Here is a 22,433-nt window from a genome sequence, read left to right on the forward strand (position 1 = left end):
CCTTATCTTCGGATAAGGTTTTTTTTATTGTATTTTTGCAAACTGGAACGTAAAAGTTTCAATTAGGAAAATAGAAAATTTTAGAATGAGTAGGAAGAAAAAAAGAGATCTGACTCTTGAAAATATAAAATTGTTGACTGCCGGAGCAAAAGGCGTGGCAATAGGAAAAACAGAGGAAGGTAAAACAGTAATGGTAACAGGCGCAATTCCAGGAGATATTGTGAATGTGAGAGTGAAGAAAGCCAAGTCAAAATATTATGAAGGCGAAGCCATTGAAGTTCTTGAAAAATCACCTTACAGAGTTGAGCCTAAATGTATTCATTTTGGTACTTGCGGAGGATGCAAGTGGCAGAATATGAGCTATGAAAAACAGCTTGATTTTAAACAGGAAGAAGTTTACAATAATATCAAAAGGATCGGAGGAATTGATGACTTTGAAACGGTTCCGATTCTAGGATCTGAAGAACAATATTTTTACAGAAATAAAATGGAGTTTTCCTTCTCCAATGCGAGATGGCTTACTCAATATGAAATAAGCTCCGAAGAAAATTTCGGGAGCAAAGATGCCTTAGGTTTTCATATTCCGGGAATGTGGAGCAAGATTCTTGATTTGAAAGAGTGTTTCCTTCAGGAAGATCCTTCCAATGCCATTAGACTGGCTGTAAAAGAATATGGCGTTAATACTGGCCTTGACTTTTTTGATGTGAGAAATCAGGAAGGATTCTTAAGAACCTTAATGATGAGACAGAACTCTAAAGGAGAATGGATGGTTCTTTTCCAGCTTTACAGAGAAGAAAAAGAAAACAGAGAAAAACTTTTTGAATTCTTATTAGAAAAATTCCCGCAGATTAAAACATTGGTATATGCTATTAATCCTAAGCAGAATGACTCTATTTATGATTTAAATATCAATGTATATTTCGGGGAAGGTTACCTTATGGAAGAAATGGACGGACTGCAGTTTAAGATTGGCCCGAAATCATTCTTTCAGACCAACTACAAACAGGCACTGGAGCTATACAGAAAAACATTGGAGTTTGCAGATCTTAAAGGAGATGAAGTAGTGTATGACCTTTATACCGGAACAGGAACAATTGCCCAATATGTAGCAAGAAATGCAAAACAGGTGATTGGAATAGAATCTGTACAGGAAGCCATAGACGCAGCTATAGAACACGCCGCATTGAACGGATTGACAAACACAACGTTCTATTGTGGAGATATGAAAGATATTTTCAATGATGAATTTATGGCGAATCATCCTAAAGCAGATGTGTTAATCACGGATCCTCCAAGAGATGGAATGCACCAGAAGGTTGTAGAGCAGATTTTAAAACTGTCACCTGAAAAAGTAGTTTATGTAAGCTGTAACTCAGCAACACAGGCGAGAGATCTTGCCCTGATGAAAGATCATTATACTTTGGTAAAGATCTTACCGGTAGATATGTTCCCGCAAACGCACCATGTCGAGAACATTGCGTTGCTTGTTAAAAAATAAATTATTTAAATTTGAATTTCAAATCTTAATATGAAGTACTTTAAATTTCTCATAGCAATCTGCTTTTTAGGGATGCTTTTTTCCTGTGGCGGAGATGATGATATCTGTGAAAGCGGAGAAGGAACTCCCAGAATGAAGGTAGGTTTCAGAACATTGGCGGAAGGAAAGGATACAACCATAGATACATTGTATGTATCAGTAGACTATGGCGGAGGAAAGGTGGATTTGGGAAAACTTGCCAACATTGATTCCAGGTTAATTCCTTTACGTGTAGACAACTCACCCTATACGGATGTTTATTTCAAAACCAGATTCAAAGGGCCGGAGTCTCATGTAAGAATCAGCTATAGTACAAAGTCTACCTATGTATCTCCGGGGTGCGGAATCAAAAAATCTTATGAGAATTTAAGTTCAGAATTAGTAACTCCGAATCCTGTTCTGAAACTGGAAGCCGGGCAAAATCAAATAGAGAATGAAGACAAGACTAATCTTTACCTTTCTTTTTAGTTTATTGGGAATAATAAGCTGGGCACAAGAGAAAAAAAAGGAAGCAGAAAAGAAAGTTCATGAGAAATATGAACCCAATTTTATGGTTGGCCTTGATGTACTGAACACCGGAGCCGGATTCTTTTCAGACAGAAAACTGTATCAGGGATTTATTTCGTCAAAGATAAAAGGAAATCTGCATGCTATTGCGGAAGCAGGTTTTGAAAAGAATGTGTATCAGAAGAATGGTTATGATGCAAAAGCAAGCGGTCCCTTCGTTAAGTTGGGGGCTTTCTATATGCTGGCAAAAGATGCAGAGAATGAATTCAACGGATTTTATGCTGGTGGAAAAGCAGCAGGATCATTCTATAACCAGGAATATATGGCAATTCCCGTTCGCGGATTTGGGGGAAGCAGTTCCTCTGAAGCATTTCCTTCATCCTCTCAGTCTTCTTTCTGGCTTGAAGGTACATTGGGGGGCAGAGTGCAATTGTTTAGTTCCAATTTTTATATAGATGTAAATCTTCAGCCAAGATATATGGTTTACACTTCCAAACAGGATGATATTTCTCCAATGATCGTTCCCGGCTTTGGAAGAAGTTCCTCAAAGTTTAATATGGGGTTTGCATGGAATATTGCTTATAAGTTCTAGAAATAACTGCTCTTACCATTTAAAATATAAAAAACACAAACTTTAGATTGTCCTAAAGTTTGTGTTTTTTTTAATGAATGTTACTTATAATTTTTATAAATGATAATTCTTGAATTGTACAATATATAGAATATAAAATTAATCATATTCTTTGATTTGTGTTTTTTTTAATGAATATGTTTTTTAGATGTATAATATTAAAAAATATTAAGTTATTTAATTTGTTTGATTTATAAAATAGCTATATTTGGCGGAAATTATAATTGTTTTTTAATTTATGAAAAGAGTATTTACTGCTTTAATGTTAACTTGCATAGGAGGGGCAGTGTTCGGGCAATGGACACCTACTTCTCTTAAAAAAGGAGACGACAACAAAAGAAGTACAGGATTTAGAGTAGATCAATCTAATGTAAGAGGTAACGGGTACTATAAACTGGACCTGAACTTACTGAGATCTCAGCTGAAGAATGCACAGGAAATGGGAGCTAATTCCACTCCTGTAGTAATTTCTCTTCCTACAATGAGTGGGAAGATTGAAAGGTTTAATGTATACAGTTTTCCGGTAGTTGTAAAAGAACTGGCAGACAAGTATGAATTAGGATCTTATGTTGGAACAAGTGTCGATGACCCTACCAAATACTTAAGATTCAGTATCGCTCCTAACGATTTTCAGTCAATGATTATTCATGGAGATAAATATGAATTTATCGATCCGGCATCAGCAGACAAAACGGTTTACGCTGTTCATCCTAAAACAAAAAAGGATAAGAACGGTTTCCTGTGTTCTACAGAAGAATCTCCTGCTGCTAAGAAGGAAATAGATGCTTTATTGAAAAATGGGCAGTCATTCTCTAATCAGCCAACAACTTTTAACAAAAGTTCTGATAAGAAATACAGAACAATGAGACTGGCAATGTCTGTTACAGGTGAGTATACACAATACTTTATGACACTTGCAAACGTGCCTGCCACTGCTACAGATGCCGAGAAAAGAGCTCCTGCATTGGTTGCCATCAATAACACGCTAACCAGAGTAAATGGAGTTTTTGAGAAAGATTTTGCATTGCATTTGAATTTACAGAATTTTCCAAATGTAATTTATATTGATCCGGCAACCGATCCATATGCTGCAGCTGCAACGGGATCACAAGGGGCTTGGAACACACAGCTGCAAGCAGCTTTGACAGCCAATGTTGGAAACGAAAACTATGATATCGGACACTTGTTCGGTAAATCAGGAGGTGGAGGAAACGCCGGATGTATCGGGTGTGTATGTATCAATCCTACAACTGCAGTTCCTAAAGGAAAAGGTTCAGGATTTACTTCTCCGGCGAATGGAATTCCGTCTGGTGACGCCTTTGATATCGATTATGTTGCACACGAAATGGGGCACCAGTTAGGAGCTAACCATACTTTCTCTCATAATCTTGAAGGAAGCGGGGTAAATATGGAACCAGGTTCAGGAACTACCATCATGGGATATGCAGGTATTACCGGCCCTGATACAGATGTTCAGCAAAACTCTGATCCTTATTTCCATAAAGCAAGTATCGGTCAGGTACAGGCTAATTTAATTGCAAAAACTTGTGATGTAGAAACTACAATTACCAACAATCCACCTGTAATTGCTGATCTTCCAACATATACTATACCTAAAGGTACTGCTTTTGCTTTAACAGGTTCTGCTACAGATCCTGAAAATGATCCAATGACTTATTCCTGGGAAGAGGTAGATGATGCTTCAGTTTCTATTGATAAGTATAATTTAGGAAATACAACATCAGGAGCTTCATTCAGATCTGCTGCTCCAAACGCAAGCCCGACAAGATACTTCCCGAAATTTACTTCTGTAATGAACGGAGTATTAAATAATGCGAACAATACATGGGAAGCTGTATCTACTAAGGCAAGAACTACAAATTTTGCATTAACGGTAAGAGATAATAATTCCAATGTAGCCCAACAGCAATCTGCTTTTAAAATTCAGACTATTGTTGTAGGAGATAATGGTCCTTTCAGATTAGCTAACCAATATGCTGATGTGAATACGCCAACGCCAATTCAGTGGATTGTTGCCAATACCAATGCAGCTCCTTATAATGTTGCTAATGTAAAAATTGATTACACTACAGATAACGGAACAACCTGGACGGTATTATCAGCATCAACACCTAATGACGGATCCGAAAACTTCACTTTCCCTTCTTCATTGAACGGTCAGACAATTAAAGTAAGAGTTTCTTCAATAGGAAATGTTTTCTATGCGGTAGGACCTGTAAGTATTGCACCTCTATCTGCTTGTAGCAGTGCTGCTCCAACTAACGTTGTTGTAAGTAACATTACAGTGTCTTCAGGAAGTGTATCCTGGATGTCTTATACAGGCGCAACTTATAAAGTACGTTACAGAAAAGTAGGTACAACTGTATGGACTGAAGCTGATACAGCAGTTCCTTCAATCAACTTAAGTAACTTAATTGATGGTACAACGTATGAAGTTCAGGTAGCTTTAGTTTGTGGTACTACAGTAGGAACATATTCTACATCCGTAAACTTCAGTACACCTGCACTTGCTTACTGCGCAGCTGCTTCAACAAGTTCAGACTATGAGTATATTGCCAATGTGACACTTGCGAATGTAAATAACACTTCTGTAAATAGTACATATACAAACTATACAACAAATACAGCACTTCAAATTAACTTAACAAAAGGGAATGTTTACCCTATGTCTGTTACTGTAGGGAACTCCGGTAGTGCTGATTATGATACGGTAGCTGCATTTATAGACTTTAACAAAGATGGTGTTTTCAGTGATTCAGAAAGAGTATTGAATTATCCTGTAACATTAACGCAGCCATCAACTGTAGTAAGCGGAAACGTTACAATTCCAGCGAATGCAGTAGAAGGACAGCCATTAAGAATGAGAGTTGTAGCATTCTATGTAGGTGCTGGAACTGGAGGAGGTAACATTGGTTTATCATTACCTTCAGATTATGTTTGTGGAGAACTTTTCGATGGTGAGGTTGAGGATTATAATGTAGTTATCACAGGTAACCTTTCTACTTCTGAAAACGATGTTAAAAATAATGGTATTCAGATTTATCCAAATCCTGCAACTGATGTTTTAAATATTACTAAAGTTTCAGATAAAGCAACTTATAAAATTTATAGTGCTGCCGGACAATTAGTAGACAGAGGAAATATCAATAATGGAAAAGTAAATGTTTCAGCTTTAGTGAAAGGTGGTTATATAATTACTATTGATGATAAAGGAATTGAACAGTTCAAATCTAAATTTATCAAGAAATAAAGATAACCTTTAAATATTAGTAAATCCCCGGAACTTCCCGGGGATTTCTTTATTTAGATCATAAGTAGTTAATTTGTTATTTTTTTATAAAAAAAACATAAATGTACTTATAAATTAATAATAAAAAATGATTAGATTTGTGTGATTAATATTATAATGAAAACATTATGAAGAAATTCTTTACCTCTTTAATTCTGTTTCTCTGTTTGATTTGCACAGGCTTTGTATCCAAAGTCTCGGCTCAGGCAGGCCAGATCGGGACAGGAACGGGTACCTCTGTGTATCTCCCCATACGTTCCTATTATGGGTATAGTTATTCTCAGCAGATTTATACTGCTGCAGAGCTTACGACTGCTATAGGTACGTCAAACTATATCACGGCTATAAAGTTTTATTCCACCACCGTTGCATCCTCTCAGGCTGTATATAAGGATTGGGTGGTATACATGGGAAATACAACCCAGAATAACTTTGCCACCAATACAAGCTGGATTCCGGTAAGTTCTATGACTCAGGTGTTTGACGGAGTTTTACCTAACTTAACGAATGGAAGCTGGGTAACTCTTCAATTGTCTACACCATTTTTATGGAATGGAACAGACAACCTTGTGGTTGCTGTAAATGAAAAAACTCCTGATTATGCATCTTCTCCAGGTACGGCCTGGGGATCATACAATGCAGGAGCAAACAGGGGGATCATCTATTATGAAGATAGCGCAAATCCTGATCCTGCAGCACCTCCTTCTGCAAAAGACAGACTTGCAGATATTCCCAGAATACAGTTGGAAAGCCACCCGCTTCCGGCTTGTTCAACAGCTCCGCCTACCAATATTACAGTTTCAAACCTGACAACAACTTCTGCTAATATAGGCTGGTACCTTTCTGCAGGTGCCACTTATGTTGTAAGATACAGACCTGTATCAGGAGGAGCTTGGACAACAATCAATGTGACAACTCCTATGGTCGCAAACCAGATTATTACCGGATTAACTGAGCAGACTCAGTATGAAGTTCAGGTAGCGACTGTCTGTGGAGGAACACAGGGAGCATTCTCTTCCAGCGTCAACTTTACAACTCCTGCACTTACTTATTGTAATTCCGCTGCTACGAGTACCTATATTGATGGATATATCAATCAGGTTTCTGTAAATGCACAAGGTGCTCCGTCTATGTACAGCAACTCCGGTCAGAGTGGCTATACAGATTACAGTACAGATCCTGCAAGAGTAGTTACTTTGGTAAGAGGAGGTACAGCTACCGTTTCAGTTTCAAAAACGTGGCCAGGCTACCAGTACGGCTTCTTGACAGGAGTTTGGATTGACTTTAACCGTAATGGTGTTTTTGAAGCGAGTGAAAGAGTACTTACTTCACCAAGTAATACAACAACTCCGGTTACCGCTACATTTACAGTACCAACTGCTGCCGGTGGTGCTTATACAGGAAACCTGACTACAAAAATGCGTGTTGTATTAAATGAATACAGCCCAATTAGTGCTTGTGGAACTTATTATTATGGTGAAACTGAAGACTATGCAGTAAAACTTATCGATTTGGCTGGATGTTCTACAGCACCGCCATCTAATATCATGGTTAATAATGTAACCCCTTCTTCAGCGAATGTTACTTGGACATCCACTACAGGAGCTACTTATATCGTAAGATACAGAGTTTCTCCTTCCGGAGCATGGCAGCAGATTGCAGTAAATACACCATTAATCAGTAACCAATTACTTACCGGATTATTGGAACAGACTGCATACGATGTACAGGTAGCCACTGTTTGTGGAGGTACTACAGGGGCATTCTCACCAACTGTTACCTTTACAACACCTACTCTTACTTATTGTACAGCAGGTCCTACAAGCAATACTGCAACAAGCGGATATATTAATAATGTAACTGTTACTCCTACGAATACTCCTATTATGATGAGTAATTCCGGATCTGACAATTATAAAGATTATACACCGGATGCTACAAGAGTAGTAATCTTTGAAAGAGGTTCAGCAAATAATAAAATTTCTGTAAACAAATACTGGCCGGGTTCTCCTTCTTCATATGCAGTTTCAGCCTGGGTAGACTTTAACAGAAACGGAACATTTGAAACCAGTGAAAGAATTCTTAATACCACATACAATACAACTACTCCTGTAACGGCTACTTTCTCAGTACCTACCGTTGCAAGTGGTAACGTGTATACAGGAACTCTTCCTACCCGTATGCGTGTAGTAATGAGATATTTTGATAATGCTAACCCTTGTGGTACATTCACTCAGGGAGAGGTAGAAGATTATGCAGTAAAATTTGTAGATGCTCAGCCTTGTTCAACGGCCGCTCCAACAAATATTACAGTAAATAATATCGGAGCTACTACAGCAACGGTATCATGGGTTGCTACTGCAGGAGCTACTTATAATATCAGATGGAGAGTTTCTCCGGGTGGAGTGTGGCAGACAGCTACAGTTCCTGCGGGTCAGAACTTCTATGGAATTACTGGTCTTACAGAGCAGACTAATTATGATGTTCAGGTTTCTACAACTTGTAACGGTTCCACAGGTTCTTACTCGTCAACAGTAACATTCACAACCCCTCCATTAACTTACTGTCAAATGACAGGAACGGGTACGAATGACCATATTTCGAATGTAACAGTTACCTCTTCGAACCTTGGAGTTCCTCCGATGAATAATACTTCGGTACAGACCAATTATATCAGTTATACTTCTCCGGAAACTCTTATTACTTTAGATGTAGATTCTCAGAATAATAAAATTTCCGTAGCAAAAGGCTGGACAGGTGCAACAGGTAACGATGCTGTAACAGCCTGGATCGACTTTGACAGAAACGGACAGTTTACAGATGCCGAGAGAATTTTAATTTCTCCAGCCAACACAACAACTCCGGTGACGGCTACTTTTGCAGTTCCTTCGAATGCTTACACAGGACTATTAACAACTACAATGAGGGTTGTACTGAAACGTACAAATGCTCCTGTAATGTGTCAGAACGCAGTAGATGGAGAAGTAGAAGACTACAGAGTAAGAATCAGACCTTGCAGCAATGCAACTCCTAACGCACCAACATTTACAACAACGCATACAACAGCTACTGTTACCATCACAGGAGCAGGAGTAAGTTATGTGGTGAGATACAGAGTGCAGGGAACAACTGTCTGGACGCAGGTATATGCTTCTGCACAATTAGGTAACCTTCCTTTAGTAATCAGTGGATTGACTCCAGCAACTACTTATGAAGTAGAGGTTGCGGCAATCTGTGGAGATATCGTTGGAACGGCAACACCAATCAAAACATTTACTACAAGATGTGATCCTACTCCTCCGAATGTAACAGTAACTAATATTACTCCAACAACAGCATTGATTACGTGGTCTCCGCTTGCAGCAAGTTCTACGTATACCATGAGATGGAGAAAAGTAGGTAGTACAGGGCCATGGAATATAGTGAGTTTACCGGCAGCTCCTGCCAATACTTATGTATTAGGAAGTGCAACTCCTCTGGAGCCATACACAACTTATGAAGTACAGATTGCTAACCAGTGTAACGGTGAAAGTACATTAAATCCATATTCAAATCCTAAAGTATTTACAACAGAAAGAATATGTGAGATTCCGCCTCCGGGACTAACAATTACCCAATTGCTTCCTACATCAGCGGCAATTCAGTGGGATCCGTTCCCGGGAGCAACATATGTTCTTAGATATAGAAAAGTAGGAATTCCGAGCTGGACAGAAGTACCATCATTAGTTAATAACCTTGTATTGACAGGTCTTACAGAATTAACAAAATATGAAATGCAGGTAGTGAATATCTGTAACGGTACACCAGGAAACTATACTCCTCCTTACTACTTTACAACTCCTACAGTAATCTACTGTAAGATGAAGGCTGAAAACTCAACAGGAGAGCATATCTCTAAAGTTACAGTGAAGCCTACTGGTAAGAAAACAATGGAGAATGAATCCGGAGCATCGACGTATACAGATTACACAGGAGTTCCTAAAACATTCATCGAGATGATCCAGGGCTCCACTGACAATGAGATCATCATTGAGAAAAAATGGACAGGAACTACTTACAACGAAGGAATCGCAGTTTGGATTGACTTCAACAGAAACGGAGAGTTTGACATCAATGAAAGAGTATTTACTTCTTCACCAAACTCAAACAGCCCTGTTTCAGGTAAATTCAATGTACCGGCAGATGCCTTTGTAAGTATGACAGATTATAAGTATGTAGTGATGAGAGTAGCCATGTCGAGAGACGGTATCCCTGTAAACTGTACTGACTTCAAAAACGGAGAAGTAGAGGATTACACGGTAAGAATCTCTAAACCTGTTGTCGCTAACCCGGTTGATCAGACAAGTGTTATGATTTATCCTAACCCGGTAAGCTCAGTACTGTTTGTAAAAAATGTTAGCAAGAGGGCTAAATATAAGATCTACAATGCAGCCGGACAGGTTATCGCAGACGGTATCCTACTCAACAACCAGATCAATGTAAGCAGATTGATTAACGGTGTTTATGTAATTGATATCGATGACAACGGTACTACTACCCAAAAGAAATTTATCAAAGAATAATCATTTAGATTTCAAATAGAATAAGCCTCCGGAAATGGAGGCTTATTTTTTTGTAAAAGATCTCGGAAGAATCCGTCCCCTCAGGAAAAATTTTTTGCAGAAAAAAACTCGTTAGAAAAGTTTCTAACGAGTTTTTATTTATTCAATACTGAAGATCACTTTTTCAGTTTCTTCTTTTAATTCTTCCAGATTGGTATTATTGTAGATAATGCAGTCTGCCATTTTAATTTTATCCCTTTCGGGCATTTGTTTTTCCATGACCGTTTCTACCTCGCGGTAGGTTTTATTATCCCTGTCCATTACTCTTTTGATCCTGATGTTATCCTCGGCTGTTACCAGAAGAGACTTATAACATTGTCTGTTAAGTTTCAGTTCAAACAGTAAAGCTGTTTCTTTAAAAACTAAATATTTGCTTTGTTTCTTAACCCAGTTTTCAAAATCAATTCTTACAGCGGGATGAATAATTTCATTCAACTGCTGAAGCAGGTCTCTGTTTTTAAAAACTTTATCCGCTACAAATTTTCTGTCATACAATCCGTTTTCATCATAAGCATCTTCACCAAGAAGTTCTTTGATTTTTATTTTCAGATCCTCACTCTCATTAACTATAGCTTTTGCTCTGTCATCGGAATAATAAACCGGAAAGCCGAATTCCTCTATAAAGCGTGCTACTGTGGTTTTTCCGGAACCTATTCCTCCTGTTAAACCAATGATCTTGGGTGCTGGTTCCGGCTCTGTCTGCTGTGTTTCTGAATGTAATTCTTCCATGATTAAAAATTAATATCCAAAAACATCATTAAAGCTAAACGTTTCATCAAGTCTTACCCCTTTATCGGTCATTTTAAGACTTGCCAATTCGTTATGAGCATCATGTTCAAAGAACAATAAATATTCGTTGTCTACACACTGCTTAAGGAATTTCCCTTTTTCTTCCAGTGTTAAAAGAGGTCTGGTATCATATCCCATCACGTATACCTGATTGATATGTCCTGCGGTAGGAATAAGATCGGCTGCAAAAACAACCGTTTTTTCCTGATATTGGATTACCGGAAGCATCTGCTTTTCCGTATGTCCGTCTACGAAGATAACGTCCATCTTCAGATCAGGAGCGAAACCGTAGTTTCCGGTAGTGGGAAGTGGCAAAAAGTTAAGCTGTCCGCTTTCCTGCATTGGCATAATATTTTCCTTCAGGAAGCTGGCTTTTTCCCTTGCGTTAGGTTCTGTAGCCCACTGCCAGTGATTTTCATTCGTCCAGAAGTTGGCGTTTTTAAAGGCAGGTCTGTATCCGGTTCTGTCGTCATTCCATTCTATAGCTCCGCCGCAGTGGTCAAAGTGAAGATGAGTAAGGAATACATCCGTAATATCTTCCTTTATAAAGCCATATTTTTTAAGATTTTTATCAAGAGTATCGTCTCCCCAAAGAGAATAATGTCCAAAAAACTTGTCATCCTGTTTGTTGCCTAAACCGCAGTCTACCAGGATTAATTTTTTTCCATCTTCAATAAGCAGAGAACGGGTTCCCAGCTCAATCAGGTTTTTTTCGTCTGCCGGGTTTGTTTTTTCCCACAGACTCTTCGGGACGACTCCGAACATAGCACCGCCGTCCAGTTTAAATTTTCCACATTGTATTGGATATAACTTCATATGTATATTTTGATTATTTCTTTATTAATTTCATTTTCTCCGCAATTTTTCTTGCGTTATCATCAGATTGTTCAAGTTGAGTAATGATGTTGTTAAAATCATTATCTTTTCTGTTCTGAGAAAGTTTTTGTTTGATGAATATTTCGGTTGGAATAACTTTAATCCCAAAAGCACCTTTCATTTCCTTTTCCACAAATTCCCTTCCCATGTCTTTCACCATCATTGGACATTGCTGAAAACTTTCATATTGGGACGTTAATTTATCCAAATGGGCATACAGTTCATCATGATTCATTATTTCAACTTTTCCGTGAATCTGTACCGCCTCATAATTCCAGGTGGAAACATTCATATGATCATACCAGCTGCTCGATATATAAGTGTGCGCTCCCAAAAAGTCACAAAGAACTTCATCTCCATTTTGTAAGGTTTTTGCCTGGGGATTAGCCCGTGAAATATGGGTTTCAATATAAATATTTTCAGGATTATCCTCATTAAGCATCATCATGGAATGGGTTGCCCGTATCTTATCAACAGAAGAAATCAGTAAAGCAAAAGAGTTTTCTTTGATAATCTCTCTCATCAAATCGTAATCTTCGCTTCTGTATAATTTAGGTATAAACATAAACTAATCAATTCTCATTAAGCTTAAACTTTTAACTTTGAACCGTGAATTCAAAACTTTGAATTTAAAATAGCTCTCCCGGGTCTTTAGGCCTTGTAATATTCAAATGTTTGTAAGCTTTGTCGGTAACTTCCCGTCCTCTTGGAGTTCGGATAATAAAACCTTCCTGAATCAGAAACGGTTCATATACTTCTTCCAGTGTTTCCGGATTTTCGGCAATTGAGGTTGCCAGGGCAGAAATACCAACCGGTTTTCCTTTAAAATTTTCAATCATGACACGCATGATTTTATTATCCATTTCATCCAGACCAAATTCGTCCACGTTTAAAGAATCCAAAGCATATTTGGTAATCTTGATCTCAATCTCACCGTTTCCTTTGATTTCGGCAAAATCACGTACTCTTCTCAGTAATGCATTGGCAATCCTTGGCGTTCCACGGCTTCTTCTTGCTATTTCTATCGCAGCATCTTCATAAATGACAACTCCTAAAACCCTTGCACTTCTCTGAATAATGGTTGATAAAAGTTCAATAGAATAATATTCCAGCCTGCTCTGAATCCCGAATCGGGCAAGCATTGGCTTCGTAAGCATTCCACTTCTTGTAGTAGCTCCCACCAGAGTAAACGGATTTAAGGCGATCTGTACACTTCTGGCATTGGGACCTGTTTCCAGCATAATATCAATCTTATAGTCTTCCATAGCAGAATACAGGTATTCTTCCACTACAGGAGAAAGACGATGAATCTCATCAATGAAAAGAACATCATTTTCTTCCAGATTGGTCAATAAGCCCGCTAAACTTCCCGGCTTATCCAATACTGGCCCGGAAGTAATCTTGCAGTTTACCCCAAGTTCATTAGCGATAATATTGGCCAAAGTCGTTTTACCAAGCCCCGGCGGACCGTGTAATAAAACATGATCTAGTGCTCCGCCACGTCTTTTCGCAGCGGTAACAAAAACTTCAAGGTTCTCCAGCGTTTTTCTCTGTCCCGCAAAATCTTTAAAGCTCTGGGGACGGATCTGCTCTTCCTGCATCAGCTCCTCGTTTGAGTAGTTTTCCTTATCTGGATGTAAAAAATCTGGCATTAATTCATTTCATTTACTTCAAAGATAGCAAATTTAGACAAAGGTTGAAGGCCAGATTGAGAAAACGTTGAGATTGATACAGCGGTTTAAGCCTGGGTTGAAAATGAGAACCGCTAAGATTTAAATAATTGGGATATTTTAAGTATTTTTGAGAGAAGAAATTATTAATACATATTAATGAAATTAATAGGACCATTTAAGCAGGTGGTAACACTTGCTAACTTACCCTTAAGAGGAAAACTTTCTGATGAACAGCTTGAAATTATTGCAGACGGAGGAATTGTAGTAGATCAGAATACCATTCAGAAAGTTGGAAGTTTTGAAACATTAAAAACAGAAAATCCCACTATAGAAATTGAACATATTGAAGGAGAGCAGGTTGTTCTTCCTGCTTTTGTAGATTCACATACCCATATTTGTTTCGGAGGAAACCGTGCCAACGATTTTGCGATGCGTAATGCAGGGAAAACTTACCTTGAGATTGCAGAAAGCGGTGGTGGAATCTGGAGTTCCGTACAGCATACAAGAAATGCATCAGAAGAAGAACTGTTAAAAACTTTAATAGAAAGAATCAACTTTTTGGTTGATCTGGGAATTACCACCATTGAAGTGAAGAGCGGCTACGGTCTGGGTGTGGAAAGCGAGTTGAAGATGCTTAGAATTATTAAAAAAGCACAGAATGAAACTAAAGCCACTTTAGTTCCTACCTGCCTTTCAGCACATTTAAAACCAAAAGATTTTGAAGGAGGTAACCCTGAATATCTGGAATATATCCTTACCGAAATTTTACCGAAAGTAAAAGAAGAAGAATTGGCAAACAGAGTAGATATTTTTATTGAAAAATCTGCTTTTCAGCCTGAAGAAAGTAAAGAATTCTTATTAAAAGCAAAAGAATTAGGTTTTGAAATTACCGTTCATGCAGATCAGTTTACCCCTGGAAGTTCAAGAATTGCAGTAGAAGTAGGAGCGAAGTCTGCAGACCATCTGGAAGCAACCATTGATGAAGATATTCAATTCCTTGCAGAGTCTGACACCGTAGCAACAGCTCTTCCCGGAGCGAGCCTTGGACTTGGCGAGAAATTTACCCCTGCAAGAAAATTATTAGACGCAGGTGCTATCGTGGCTATTGCTAGTGACTGGAATCCGGGCTCTGCCCCAATGGGAAATCTCATTACCCAGGCATCTATTTTAGCCACCTTCCAAAAGCTTACAACAGCTGAAGTTTTGGCAGGGATGACCTTCCGTGCTGCTTTTGCATTGGATCTTGAAGACAGAGGACAATTGGAAACAGGGAAAAAGGCAGATTTTGTCACTTTTAAAACCAATAATTTCCAGAATATACTGTATAACCAGGGAAGCCTGAAAACTGAACATGTTTATATTGATGGAAATCTTATATAAAATTATTAAATAACCATATTTGTTCTTCAATCGATGCTGATTGAATAACAGACAATAGGCAAATGACTGAATAATGAGTACTATTTGGCAAGGCAGATTGGACGGAGAAGAACTTCTCTATCACAGAATATTTCAACGGGTAAAAGAAGAACGTAATTACGACAATATTTCTACAGGAGATTTTGCATTGCACGGTTTTGCTGTAGATGAAGGAGTAAGAAGAAACAAAGGCCGTCAGGGAGCAAAAGATGCTCCAGATGTGATCAGGAAAAATATGTCTAATTTTCCGGTGATTCTTCCTGACTTTTCCATGCTGGACTTTGGGAATGTTACCTGTGAAGACGGCAATCTGGAAAATACACAGAATAACCTTGCCAAAAATGTGTCAAAAGTACTTTTAAAAGGAGGAAAATCTCTTGTTTTAGGTGGAGGTCATGAAGTGACGTATGCTCATTATCTGGGCGTTAAAACAGCCTTTCCGGAACAGAAAATAGGAATCATCAATATCGATGCCCATTTCGATAACAGACAGCCGGAAAAAGGAGTAGGACCAAGCTCCGGAACCGGGTTTTGGCAGATTGCTCAGGAAGGACCTATCCATTCTTTGCATATTGGAATCCAGAGAAACTCCAATACATTAAAGCTTTTTGATACCGCTCATCAGTATGGAATGAAATATATTCTGGCAGACGAATTATTTTTTGAAAATCTTACCTCCGTCTATCAGCGTATTGACGAACTGCTGGACAGTGTAGATTATGCCTATCTTACCATTTGCATGGACGTCTTTAATGCATCAGTCGCTCCTGGAGTTTCCGCGGCGGCATATAACGGTATCTTTGCAGATACAGCTTTTATGCATTTTTACAGACATATCTTAAAAAATAAAAAACTGGTAGCGCTGGACGTGGCAGAAGTGAACCCTTCTTTCGATATCCAGGACAGAACAGCAAGACTGGCAGCATGTCTTGTGAATGAATGGCTAATGATTTAAGATAAAGTTATATTCTTCCGATAGAGAAAATCATTATTTTATTGACCCTTAAGGAATGGAATTTGCTGATTTCACCGTGCTTTTAAAATAAAGGCGCTTATAAATTCATTAGCTGAATTTAAAACAGAAATTTATATTATGGAACAATTAATTGAAAGCAAGCTTATTAAAGCAGATAAAGCGTTTTCAGTGTGGAGAAAAGTGCCGTTTGAGGAAAGGCAGAAGTTAATTGCAAAAGCAGCGGAAATTTTAAAGAATAATTCGGAGAAATTTGGAAAGATAATTACAACAGAAATGAATAAACCCATTTCAGAATCTATTGCTGAAGTGGAAAAGTGTGCTTTAATGATGAATTATTATGCAGGCGCCGAGAATACTTTACAACCAGAAAAAGTAGAATCGGAATTTGCTTATTCTGAAGTTCACTATGCTCCGAAAGGAGTAATCTTAGGTGTAATGCCGTGGAATTTTCCTTTCTGGCAGGTATTGAGATTTGCTACTCCTGCCATTTTAGCAGGAAATACAATAGTTTTGAAGCATGCTTCAATTTGTTTCGGAAGCGGAAATGCCATTGAAGAAGTTCTTCTGGAAGCAGGTTTTCCGGAAGGTGTTTTCCAGAATCTTGAGGTAGGACATAAAGCGGTAAAGGAAATCCTTGAACATGATACTATAAAAGGGGTAAGCTTGACAGGCAGCGGAAAAGCCGGAGGAGAAGTTGCTTCAATAGCCGGTTTAAATATCAAAAAATCTTTGCTTGAATTAGGTGGAAGTGATGCGTTTATTATTTTTGATGATGCAGATCTTGAAGAAGCAGCCAGAGCCGGTGTAAAATCAAGACTTCAAAACTGCGGGCAAACCTGTACTGCGGCAAAAAGATTTATCATTGATGAAAAAATTGAAGATCAGTTCTTACCAATCTTCATTGAAGAATATAAGAAATATGAGATTGGAGATCCTTTAGATAAAGAAACCAAACTGGCCGGAATGGCGAGACCTGACCTTGCTGATGAACTGGAAGCTCAGTTCAACAGGGCATTGGAAAATGGTGCTGAAATTATTATTCCTCTGGAAAGAGTTTCTGAAAATGAATTTAAACCAGGTTTAATCAGAGTGAAGGAAGGAAATCCTATTTTAAAAGAAGAACTTTTCGGACCTCTGGGTATGGTGATGATTGCAAAAAATGATGAAGAGGCTTTACAAATGGCCAATGATATTCCATTCGGGCTTTCCAATTCCGTATGGACTAAAAATAAAGACCGTCAGCTATTCTTCATTGAAAACCTTGAATCTGGAACAGTCAATATCAACCGTATGACAAGCTCTGATCCCCGTTTTCCTTTCGGAGGATCAAAAGCTTCCGGATATGGAACAGAATTGTCTTTACTGGCTTTAAAAGAATTTGTAACAGCTAAGACGATTGTAGGAAATTAAAAGGATAAAATGTCATGCCGAGGAAACAAGGAATCTCAGAGATTCTTCACTTCACTTCGTTGCGTTCAGAATGACAAACTACCATTTATAAGTTAACAGTAAACTTTACACTATAAAATAAAAACTCCCGGAAACTAGTTTCCGGGAGTTTTTTATGCTTTGACAAAAAGTAATTTTGCTTATTGCTTATACTGTCGTAAGTCTCAATGTATTCGTTTTTCCACCTTCATATGATGGAGTAGCATTGATATTGATGACGAAATCTCCGGTTTCAATATAACCATAGTTATGCGTTAACATATTGACCTGGATGATCGTTTCGTCAGTAGACTTCTTCATATCGTAGTAATAGGCATGTACACCCCAAAGAAGGTTCAACATCGTAATTACTCTTCTGTTACCACTATATACGATGATGTGGGAGTTTGGTCTGTGTGCTGCAAGCTGGAAGGCTGTATATCCTGAATGAGTAAGGGTTACAATAGCAGAAACATTGGTTGTTTTAGCAATTCTTACTGCTGCAAGACAAACCCTGTTGGTAATGAATCTTTCATCAATACAGTTATAATCTTTCTCGATAGGCTCATTTTTGTGTTGGTAGAAATGAGTAGTTTCGATATTTTTTACAATTTTAGCCATGTTTTCCACAACCTGTACCGGATATCTGCCTACTGAAGTTTCTCCGGAAAGCATTACAGCATCAGCTCCGTCCAATACAGAGTTCGCAACGTCGTTTACTTCCGCTCTTGTTGGTGTTAAGCTGTTGATCATCGTTTCCATCATCTGAGTGGCAATGATAACAGGTTTAGAGTAGAATCTTGCTTTTTCTACCAGGTTTTTCTGGATCGCAGGAACTTCCTCCATAGGAACTTCTACCCCAAGGTCTCCACGTGCTACCATTAATCCGTCGCATTCAAGAAGGATTTCATCAATATTTTTAACGCCTTCAGGTTTTTCAATCTTCGCAATAATAGGAGTCTTGAATTTACCGTTCGGGTGGTTTGCAATTAATTCTTTCAGGTCAATAATGTCCTGTGCGTGACGTACGAAAGAAAGAGCAATCCAGTCAACTTCCATGTCAAGCATGAAATTAGCATCCTGAACATCTTTTTCTGTCAAGGCAGGAAGAGAAACATTTGTATTAGGTAGATTAACTCCTTTTTTAGAACTTAACGGACCTCCCTGAATAGTTTTTGCTTTTACAGTATCTTTTTCATTGGTTTCGATAACCTCCAGCATTAGTTTCCCATCATCAATAAGGATTCTTTCACCTACTTTTACGTCTTGTGGAAACTGTTGGTACGTCATGTATACCTTTGTGGAATCTCCCTCCATCTTTTCATTAGTGAAGGTAAGAATATCACCTGGGTTCAGGTAAGATCCTTCCTTTACAACTCCCACTCTCAGTTTAGGTCCCTGAAGGTCGCCGAGAATTCCTACAGAATAACCATACTCACTGTTTAGCTCTCTAATTATTTCAATATTTTTTCGAACTAAGTCGTAATCTGCATGTGAAAAATTTATTCTGAAAATATCAACACCCGCTTTCATTAGATCTAACATTACCTCCTTCGACGATGAAGCAGGCCCTAGTGTTGCGATAATTTTTGTCTTCTTTAAATACTTATTCATAATACTGGATAATTTGATAAAGTTCCTCTTCAGAACTCAATGTATAATCTTGAATTGGAAAAACAAGATTTTCAGGGAGCAAAATTACGGAAAAATCAGGAAACTGTTCCGAACTATGCAGAATATATTCCACATCTACCTGATTATTTAATAAAAATTTAATGTTTTCTTCTTCTGTAAAGAGTTCTGTCTGGATTTTTTTTTGCTTACTTTCGGAAGATTTATTGGAAATGAAGGTAAAACAGGTCTTCGAAAACTTGTGATAGGCTTCATATCTTGGAAAAAAATAATCATAATATCCCCCATGAAAGACAAGATCTTTCTTTCTTGAAAAACTGAGGTTGTTGATTTGATTTATTTTGTAGAAAAACTCGTGAGCAGGTATATCTTTGGCTAATCTTACCAATCCTATGGCAATATCTTCAAATTCTATATCATCAAGATCATAAAGTTTTTGAATTTCCAAGTATATTTTCTTTTTTGTTTAAAATATAAAATGCCCTCTGTGCTGCTTTTTCCTCTGCCTTCTTTTTGGAAGTCTCTGTTGCATTAGCAATCTTTTCGTCTCCCAGCCATACATGGCACCTGAATACGACAGATTTATTAGCCTGTATTTCCTCGCAGGTTTCGTACTTTATATTGACTTTCTTCTTCTGGCTCCATTCGAGCAGGAGACCTTTATAGCTTACAATTTTGTTTTCAAGCTTATTGATCTCGGAAGGGGTCAGTAACTTTTCCAGAATAATCCTTTTACAGGTATCATAATGGAAGTCTAAATAAACGGCACCGATTAAGGCTTCGAATAAATTTCCAGAGATATTCTCTCCCAAAGCTGATGAGCTGTTCTGCTTTTGCAGAAGGCTGGTAAGCTTGAGATCTTCTCCTAATTTATTGAGGTTTTTCCTATTAACAATCTTAGATTTCATTTGTGTCAGGTATCCCTCATTGGCCTGAGGATAAGTCTGGAACAAATGACAAGAAATAATTGTACCCAAAACAGAATCTCCCAAAAATTCAAGTCTTTCGTAATTGCTGTCTTGATTTTTAGAAGAATTTTTCAAAGAAAAAGCTTCGCGGTAAAGAGCAATATTCTGTACCTCGGTACCCAATACTTTTCTAAGCTCGGTACTGAGAAAATACTCTCTCTCCGTTAATTGTCTTTTTCTTTTTTTGAGAAGGAATTTAGAAAAGTATTTCTGTAACTCCATTCATTGAATTTAGATTTTCTTAAATAGAACGCAAGCGTTGTGCCCGCCAAATCCAAAAGTATTGCTCATGGCTACTTTTACATCTTTCTTCACAGCTGTATTAAACGTAAAGTTTAATCGGCTGTCAATATTTTCATCATCAGTAAAATGGTTGATGGTTGGAGGAACAGTACCATGAATAATAGTTCCCAATGCAGCGATAGCTTCAATAACACCTGCAGCACCTAAAAGATGGCCAGTCATTGATTTTGTAGAATTAATCTGAATGTCATAAGCATGCTCGCCTAATAATTTCGAAATTGCATTGGATTCTGCGATGTCTCCTAATGGAGTAGAAGTACCATGCATGTTGATATGATCTACTTCATCAGCAGTTAAGCCTGCATCTTCCAAACAGTTTTTCATTACCAGATAAGCGCCAAGGCCTTCAGGATGTGGAGCAGTCATGTGATGTGCATCAGCACTTAAACCACCTCCCAGTAATTCTGCATAAATTGTAGCACCACGTTTTACAGCGTGCTCATATTCCTCAAGAACAATACATCCTGCCCCTTCACCTAATACAAATCCATCTCTGTCTTTGTCAAAAGGTCTTGAAGCTGTTTTTGGATCGTCATTTCTTGTAGAAAGTGCCATCATTGCGTTGAATCCACCGACACCACTTGCTGTAACGGCTGCTTCAGAGCCTCCACACACAATCACGTCTGCTTTTCCTAACTGGATCAGCATTTTGGAATCAATTATAGCATTTGCTGAAGATGCACATGCAGATACAGTTGTATAGTTTGGTCCGTGGAAACCGTATTCAATTGAGATATGTCCTGGAGTGATATCCGCAATCATTTTTGGGATAAAGAAAGGGTTGAATCTCGGAATTTCCGTATTGGCCCATCCTAACACTTCAGTTTCAAAAGTCTCTAATCCTCCGATTCCGGAACCCCAGATTACACCAACTCTGTTTTTATCTACATTGTCTTCAATAATGCCGGAATGCGCTACTGCTTCTCTTGCAGCAACAAGTCCCAATTGAGTATTTCTATCCATTTTTTTAGCTTCTTTCTTATCGAAATGCTGTAACGGATCGAAATTTTTTACCTCGCAAGCAAACTTAGTTTTAAAGTTTGTGGCATCAAAAAGAGTAATCGGAGCGGCACCGCTCTCACCTTTCACAAGATTTTCCCAGTATTCTTTTGCATTATTTCCTATTGGTGTTATTGCTCCAAATCCGGTTACAACTACTCTTTTTAATTCCATAAACTTTGTTTAATTTCTTTTTTTGTTGAAGAATATTATTTATTTACTACTTCTTCGATGTAAGCGATAGCGTGTCCTACAGTAGTAATTTTTTCAGCTTGATCATCAGGGATCTGAATGTTAAATTCTTTTTCAAATTCCATGATTAACTCAACTGTATCTAGTGAATCAGCTCCTAAATCGTTAGTGAAGCTAGCTTCAGGAGTTACTTCTGTTTCTTCAACGTCAAGCTTATCAGCGATGATAGCTTTTACTCTTGATGCAATGTCTGACATAGTAAATTATTTTTTTAATTGTTAGATGGTGCAAATATATAAAATTCTTTACGATAAAACATTTTTTTAGTCTTTTTTGTGGACCGGAAGCTTTCATTTTAGATTGTTTCGCTTTAGTCTTTTAGTTTTCAGGTGGTTATATTTATAGTGTTCAGGGAATATAAAACCAATCATGGAATGACAGAGAGAGAAATAGAAGATAATTCTTCTGAACTTCATCATTGTTAGGTTTGATTGATGAATGGTAGGTCAAAAAAGTAGGGTTGTTTTTAGCGTGATAACAAAAGAGATTTCAAATAAGCTTTATACATCTCAAGATTTTTTTAAAAAACTCA

Annotated in this window: 17 protein-coding genes; 8 read left to right on the forward strand and 9 right to left on the reverse strand. The window is 37.9% G+C overall.

The features are described 5' to 3' along the window. Window positions 1-85 precede the first annotated feature (85 nt). The 5 genes from rlmD to AB1278_RS03645 all read left to right on the forward strand — a co-directional run bounded on the left by rlmD (window position 86) and on the right by AB1278_RS03645 (window position 10,547). Window positions 86-1,498: a 23S rRNA (uracil(1939)-C(5))-methyltransferase RlmD gene (gene rlmD, locus AB1278_RS03625; protein WP_110008260.1), complete on the forward strand. Its 1,413-nt coding sequence runs from the start codon at window positions 86-88 to the stop codon at window positions 1,496-1,498. Window positions 1,499-1,528: 30 nt separating this feature from the next. Further along, on the forward strand, window positions 1,529-2,005 hold the full coding sequence (locus tag AB1278_RS03630; RefSeq protein WP_110008259.1) for a hypothetical protein: 477 nt from the start codon (window positions 1,529-1,531) through the stop codon (window positions 2,003-2,005). Then, window positions 1,971-2,636, forward strand: a complete 666-nt coding sequence (locus tag AB1278_RS03635; RefSeq protein ID WP_202841497.1) for a DUF6048 family protein — start codon at window positions 1,971-1,973, stop codon at window positions 2,634-2,636. Before AB1278_RS03630 ends, AB1278_RS03635 begins: the two co-directional genes overlap by 35 nt. 277 nt (window positions 2,637-2,913) lie before the next feature. Then, window positions 2,914-5,946, forward strand: coding sequence for a reprolysin-like metallopeptidase (locus tag AB1278_RS03640; RefSeq protein ID WP_343642767.1), 3,033 nt, complete (start codon window positions 2,914-2,916; stop codon window positions 5,944-5,946). 167 nt (window positions 5,947-6,113) lie between these two features. After that, complete coding sequence (locus AB1278_RS03645) at window positions 6,114-10,547, forward strand: GEVED domain-containing protein (protein WP_202841494.1); 4,434 nt, start codon at window positions 6,114-6,116, stop codon at window positions 10,545-10,547. Window positions 10,548-10,685: 138 nt separating this feature from the next. On the opposite strand, the gene coaE is transcribed toward AB1278_RS03645, so the two are convergent. The 4 genes from coaE to ruvB all read right to left on the reverse strand — a co-directional run bounded on the left by coaE (window position 10,686) and on the right by ruvB (window position 13,903). After that, on the reverse strand, window positions 10,686-11,315 hold the full coding sequence (gene coaE, locus AB1278_RS03650) for a dephospho-CoA kinase (protein ID WP_429812481.1): 630 nt from the start codon (window positions 11,313-11,315) through the stop codon (window positions 10,686-10,688). A gap of 9 nt (window positions 11,316-11,324) precedes the next feature. Then, window positions 11,325-12,191 (reverse strand): MBL fold metallo-hydrolase, encoded by an 867-nt coding sequence (locus AB1278_RS03655; protein ID WP_110008254.1) that lies wholly within the window; start codon window positions 12,189-12,191, stop codon window positions 11,325-11,327. A gap of 13 nt (window positions 12,192-12,204) precedes the next feature. After that, entirely contained in the window at window positions 12,205-12,816 is a 612-nt protein-coding gene (locus AB1278_RS03660; protein WP_429812484.1) for an FMN-binding negative transcriptional regulator, read from the reverse strand. Window positions 12,817-12,880: 64 nt separating this feature from the next. Beyond that, a complete protein-coding gene (gene ruvB / locus AB1278_RS03665) occupies window positions 12,881-13,903 on the reverse strand; it encodes a Holliday junction branch migration DNA helicase RuvB (RefSeq protein WP_429812487.1) in 1,023 nt (340 codons plus the stop codon). Window positions 13,904-14,080: 177 nt separating this feature from the next. Between ruvB and hutI the strand changes: the two genes are divergently transcribed. The 3 genes from hutI (at window position 14,081) to AB1278_RS03680 (ending at window position 17,729) form a co-directional block, all read left to right on the forward strand. Further along, entirely contained in the window at window positions 14,081-15,304 is a 1,224-nt protein-coding gene (hutI, locus tag AB1278_RS03670) for an imidazolonepropionase (RefSeq protein ID WP_429812490.1), read from the forward strand. Window positions 15,305-15,377: 73 nt separating this feature from the next. Beyond that, a complete protein-coding gene (gene hutG / locus AB1278_RS03675) occupies window positions 15,378-16,298 on the forward strand; it encodes a formimidoylglutamase (RefSeq protein ID WP_202841482.1) in 921 nt (306 codons plus the stop codon). 138 nt (window positions 16,299-16,436) lie between these two features. Beyond that, complete coding sequence (locus AB1278_RS03680; RefSeq protein ID WP_202841480.1) at window positions 16,437-17,729, forward strand: aldehyde dehydrogenase family protein; 1,293 nt, start codon at window positions 16,437-16,439, stop codon at window positions 17,727-17,729. A 186-nt stretch (window positions 17,730-17,915) separates the two neighbouring features. On the opposite strand, the gene pyk is transcribed toward AB1278_RS03680, so the two are convergent. Genes pyk through AB1278_RS03705 form a run of 5 tightly spaced genes read right to left on the reverse strand, consistent with a single transcriptional unit; the run spans window position 17,916 to window position 22,098 of the window. Continuing rightward, on the reverse strand, window positions 17,916-19,361 hold the full coding sequence (gene pyk / locus AB1278_RS03685; protein WP_110008248.1) for a pyruvate kinase: 1,446 nt from the start codon (window positions 19,359-19,361) through the stop codon (window positions 17,916-17,918). Next, the gene (locus AB1278_RS03690; protein ID WP_110008247.1) at window positions 19,354-19,827 is read right to left on the reverse strand and encodes an IPExxxVDY family protein; all 474 of its coding nucleotides are present in this window, start codon (window positions 19,825-19,827) and stop codon (window positions 19,354-19,356) included. The genes pyk and AB1278_RS03690 overlap by 8 nt, the downstream gene beginning before the upstream one ends. Beyond that, a complete protein-coding gene (gene rnc / locus AB1278_RS03695) occupies window positions 19,805-20,569 on the reverse strand; it encodes a ribonuclease III (protein WP_076594972.1) in 765 nt (254 codons plus the stop codon). Before rnc ends, AB1278_RS03690 begins: the two co-directional genes overlap by 23 nt. Window positions 20,570-20,578: 9 nt before the next feature. Then, window positions 20,579-21,823, reverse strand: coding sequence for a beta-ketoacyl-ACP synthase II (fabF, locus tag AB1278_RS03700; RefSeq protein WP_002976350.1), 1,245 nt, complete (start codon window positions 21,821-21,823; stop codon window positions 20,579-20,581). Window positions 21,824-21,858: 35 nt separating this feature from the next. Beyond that, complete coding sequence (locus AB1278_RS03705) at window positions 21,859-22,098, reverse strand: acyl carrier protein (RefSeq protein ID WP_002976354.1); 240 nt, start codon at window positions 22,096-22,098, stop codon at window positions 21,859-21,861. Window positions 22,099-22,433: the final 335 nt, after the last annotated feature.

It is taken from the genome of Chryseobacterium sp. NRRL B-14798 (genome assembly GCF_050470705.1).
Classification (GTDB): Bacteria; Bacteroidota; Bacteroidia; order Flavobacteriales; family Weeksellaceae; genus Chryseobacterium; species Chryseobacterium cupriresistens.

What these genes read in the sequence shown, in the direction of transcription:
- ruvB (WP_429812487.1), bottom strand. Translation starts at nt 13,903, where the DNA reads ATGCCAGATTTTTTACATCCAGATAAGGAAAACTACTCAAACGAGGAG.
- coaE (WP_429812481.1), bottom strand. Translation starts at nt 11,315, where the DNA reads ATGGAAGAATTACATTCAGAAACACAGCAGACAGAGCCGGAACCAGCA.
- AB1278_RS03635 (WP_202841497.1), top strand. Translation starts at nt 1,971, where the DNA reads ATGAAGACAAGACTAATCTTTACCTTTCTTTTTAGTTTATTGGGAATA.
- pyk (WP_110008248.1), bottom strand. Translation starts at nt 19,361, where the DNA reads ATGAATAAGTATTTAAAGAAGACAAAAATTATCGCAACACTAGGGCCT.
- hutG (WP_202841482.1), top strand. Translation starts at nt 15,378, where the DNA reads ATGAGTACTATTTGGCAAGGCAGATTGGACGGAGAAGAACTTCTCTAT.
- AB1278_RS03645 (WP_202841494.1), top strand. Translation starts at nt 6,114, where the DNA reads ATGAAGAAATTCTTTACCTCTTTAATTCTGTTTCTCTGTTTGATTTGC.
- rlmD (WP_110008260.1), top strand. Translation starts at nt 86, where the DNA reads ATGAGTAGGAAGAAAAAAAGAGATCTGACTCTTGAAAATATAAAATTG.
- fabF (WP_002976350.1), bottom strand. Translation starts at nt 21,823, where the DNA reads ATGGAATTAAAAAGAGTAGTTGTAACCGGATTTGGAGCAATAACACCA.
- AB1278_RS03705 (WP_002976354.1), bottom strand. Translation starts at nt 22,098, where the DNA reads ATGTCAGACATTGCATCAAGAGTAAAAGCTATCATCGCTGATAAGCTT.
- AB1278_RS03655 (WP_110008254.1), bottom strand. Translation starts at nt 12,191, where the DNA reads ATGAAGTTATATCCAATACAATGTGGAAAATTTAAACTGGACGGCGGT.
- AB1278_RS03680 (WP_202841480.1), top strand. Translation starts at nt 16,437, where the DNA reads ATGGAACAATTAATTGAAAGCAAGCTTATTAAAGCAGATAAAGCGTTT.
- AB1278_RS03630 (WP_110008259.1), top strand. Translation starts at nt 1,529, where the DNA reads ATGAAGTACTTTAAATTTCTCATAGCAATCTGCTTTTTAGGGATGCTT.
- rnc (WP_076594972.1), bottom strand. Translation starts at nt 20,569, where the DNA reads ATGGAGTTACAGAAATACTTTTCTAAATTCCTTCTCAAAAAAAGAAAA.
- hutI (WP_429812490.1), top strand. Translation starts at nt 14,081, where the DNA reads ATGAAATTAATAGGACCATTTAAGCAGGTGGTAACACTTGCTAACTTA.
- AB1278_RS03660 (WP_429812484.1), bottom strand. Translation starts at nt 12,816, where the DNA reads ATGTTTATACCTAAATTATACAGAAGCGAAGATTACGATTTGATGAGA.
- AB1278_RS03640 (WP_343642767.1), top strand. Translation starts at nt 2,914, where the DNA reads ATGAAAAGAGTATTTACTGCTTTAATGTTAACTTGCATAGGAGGGGCA.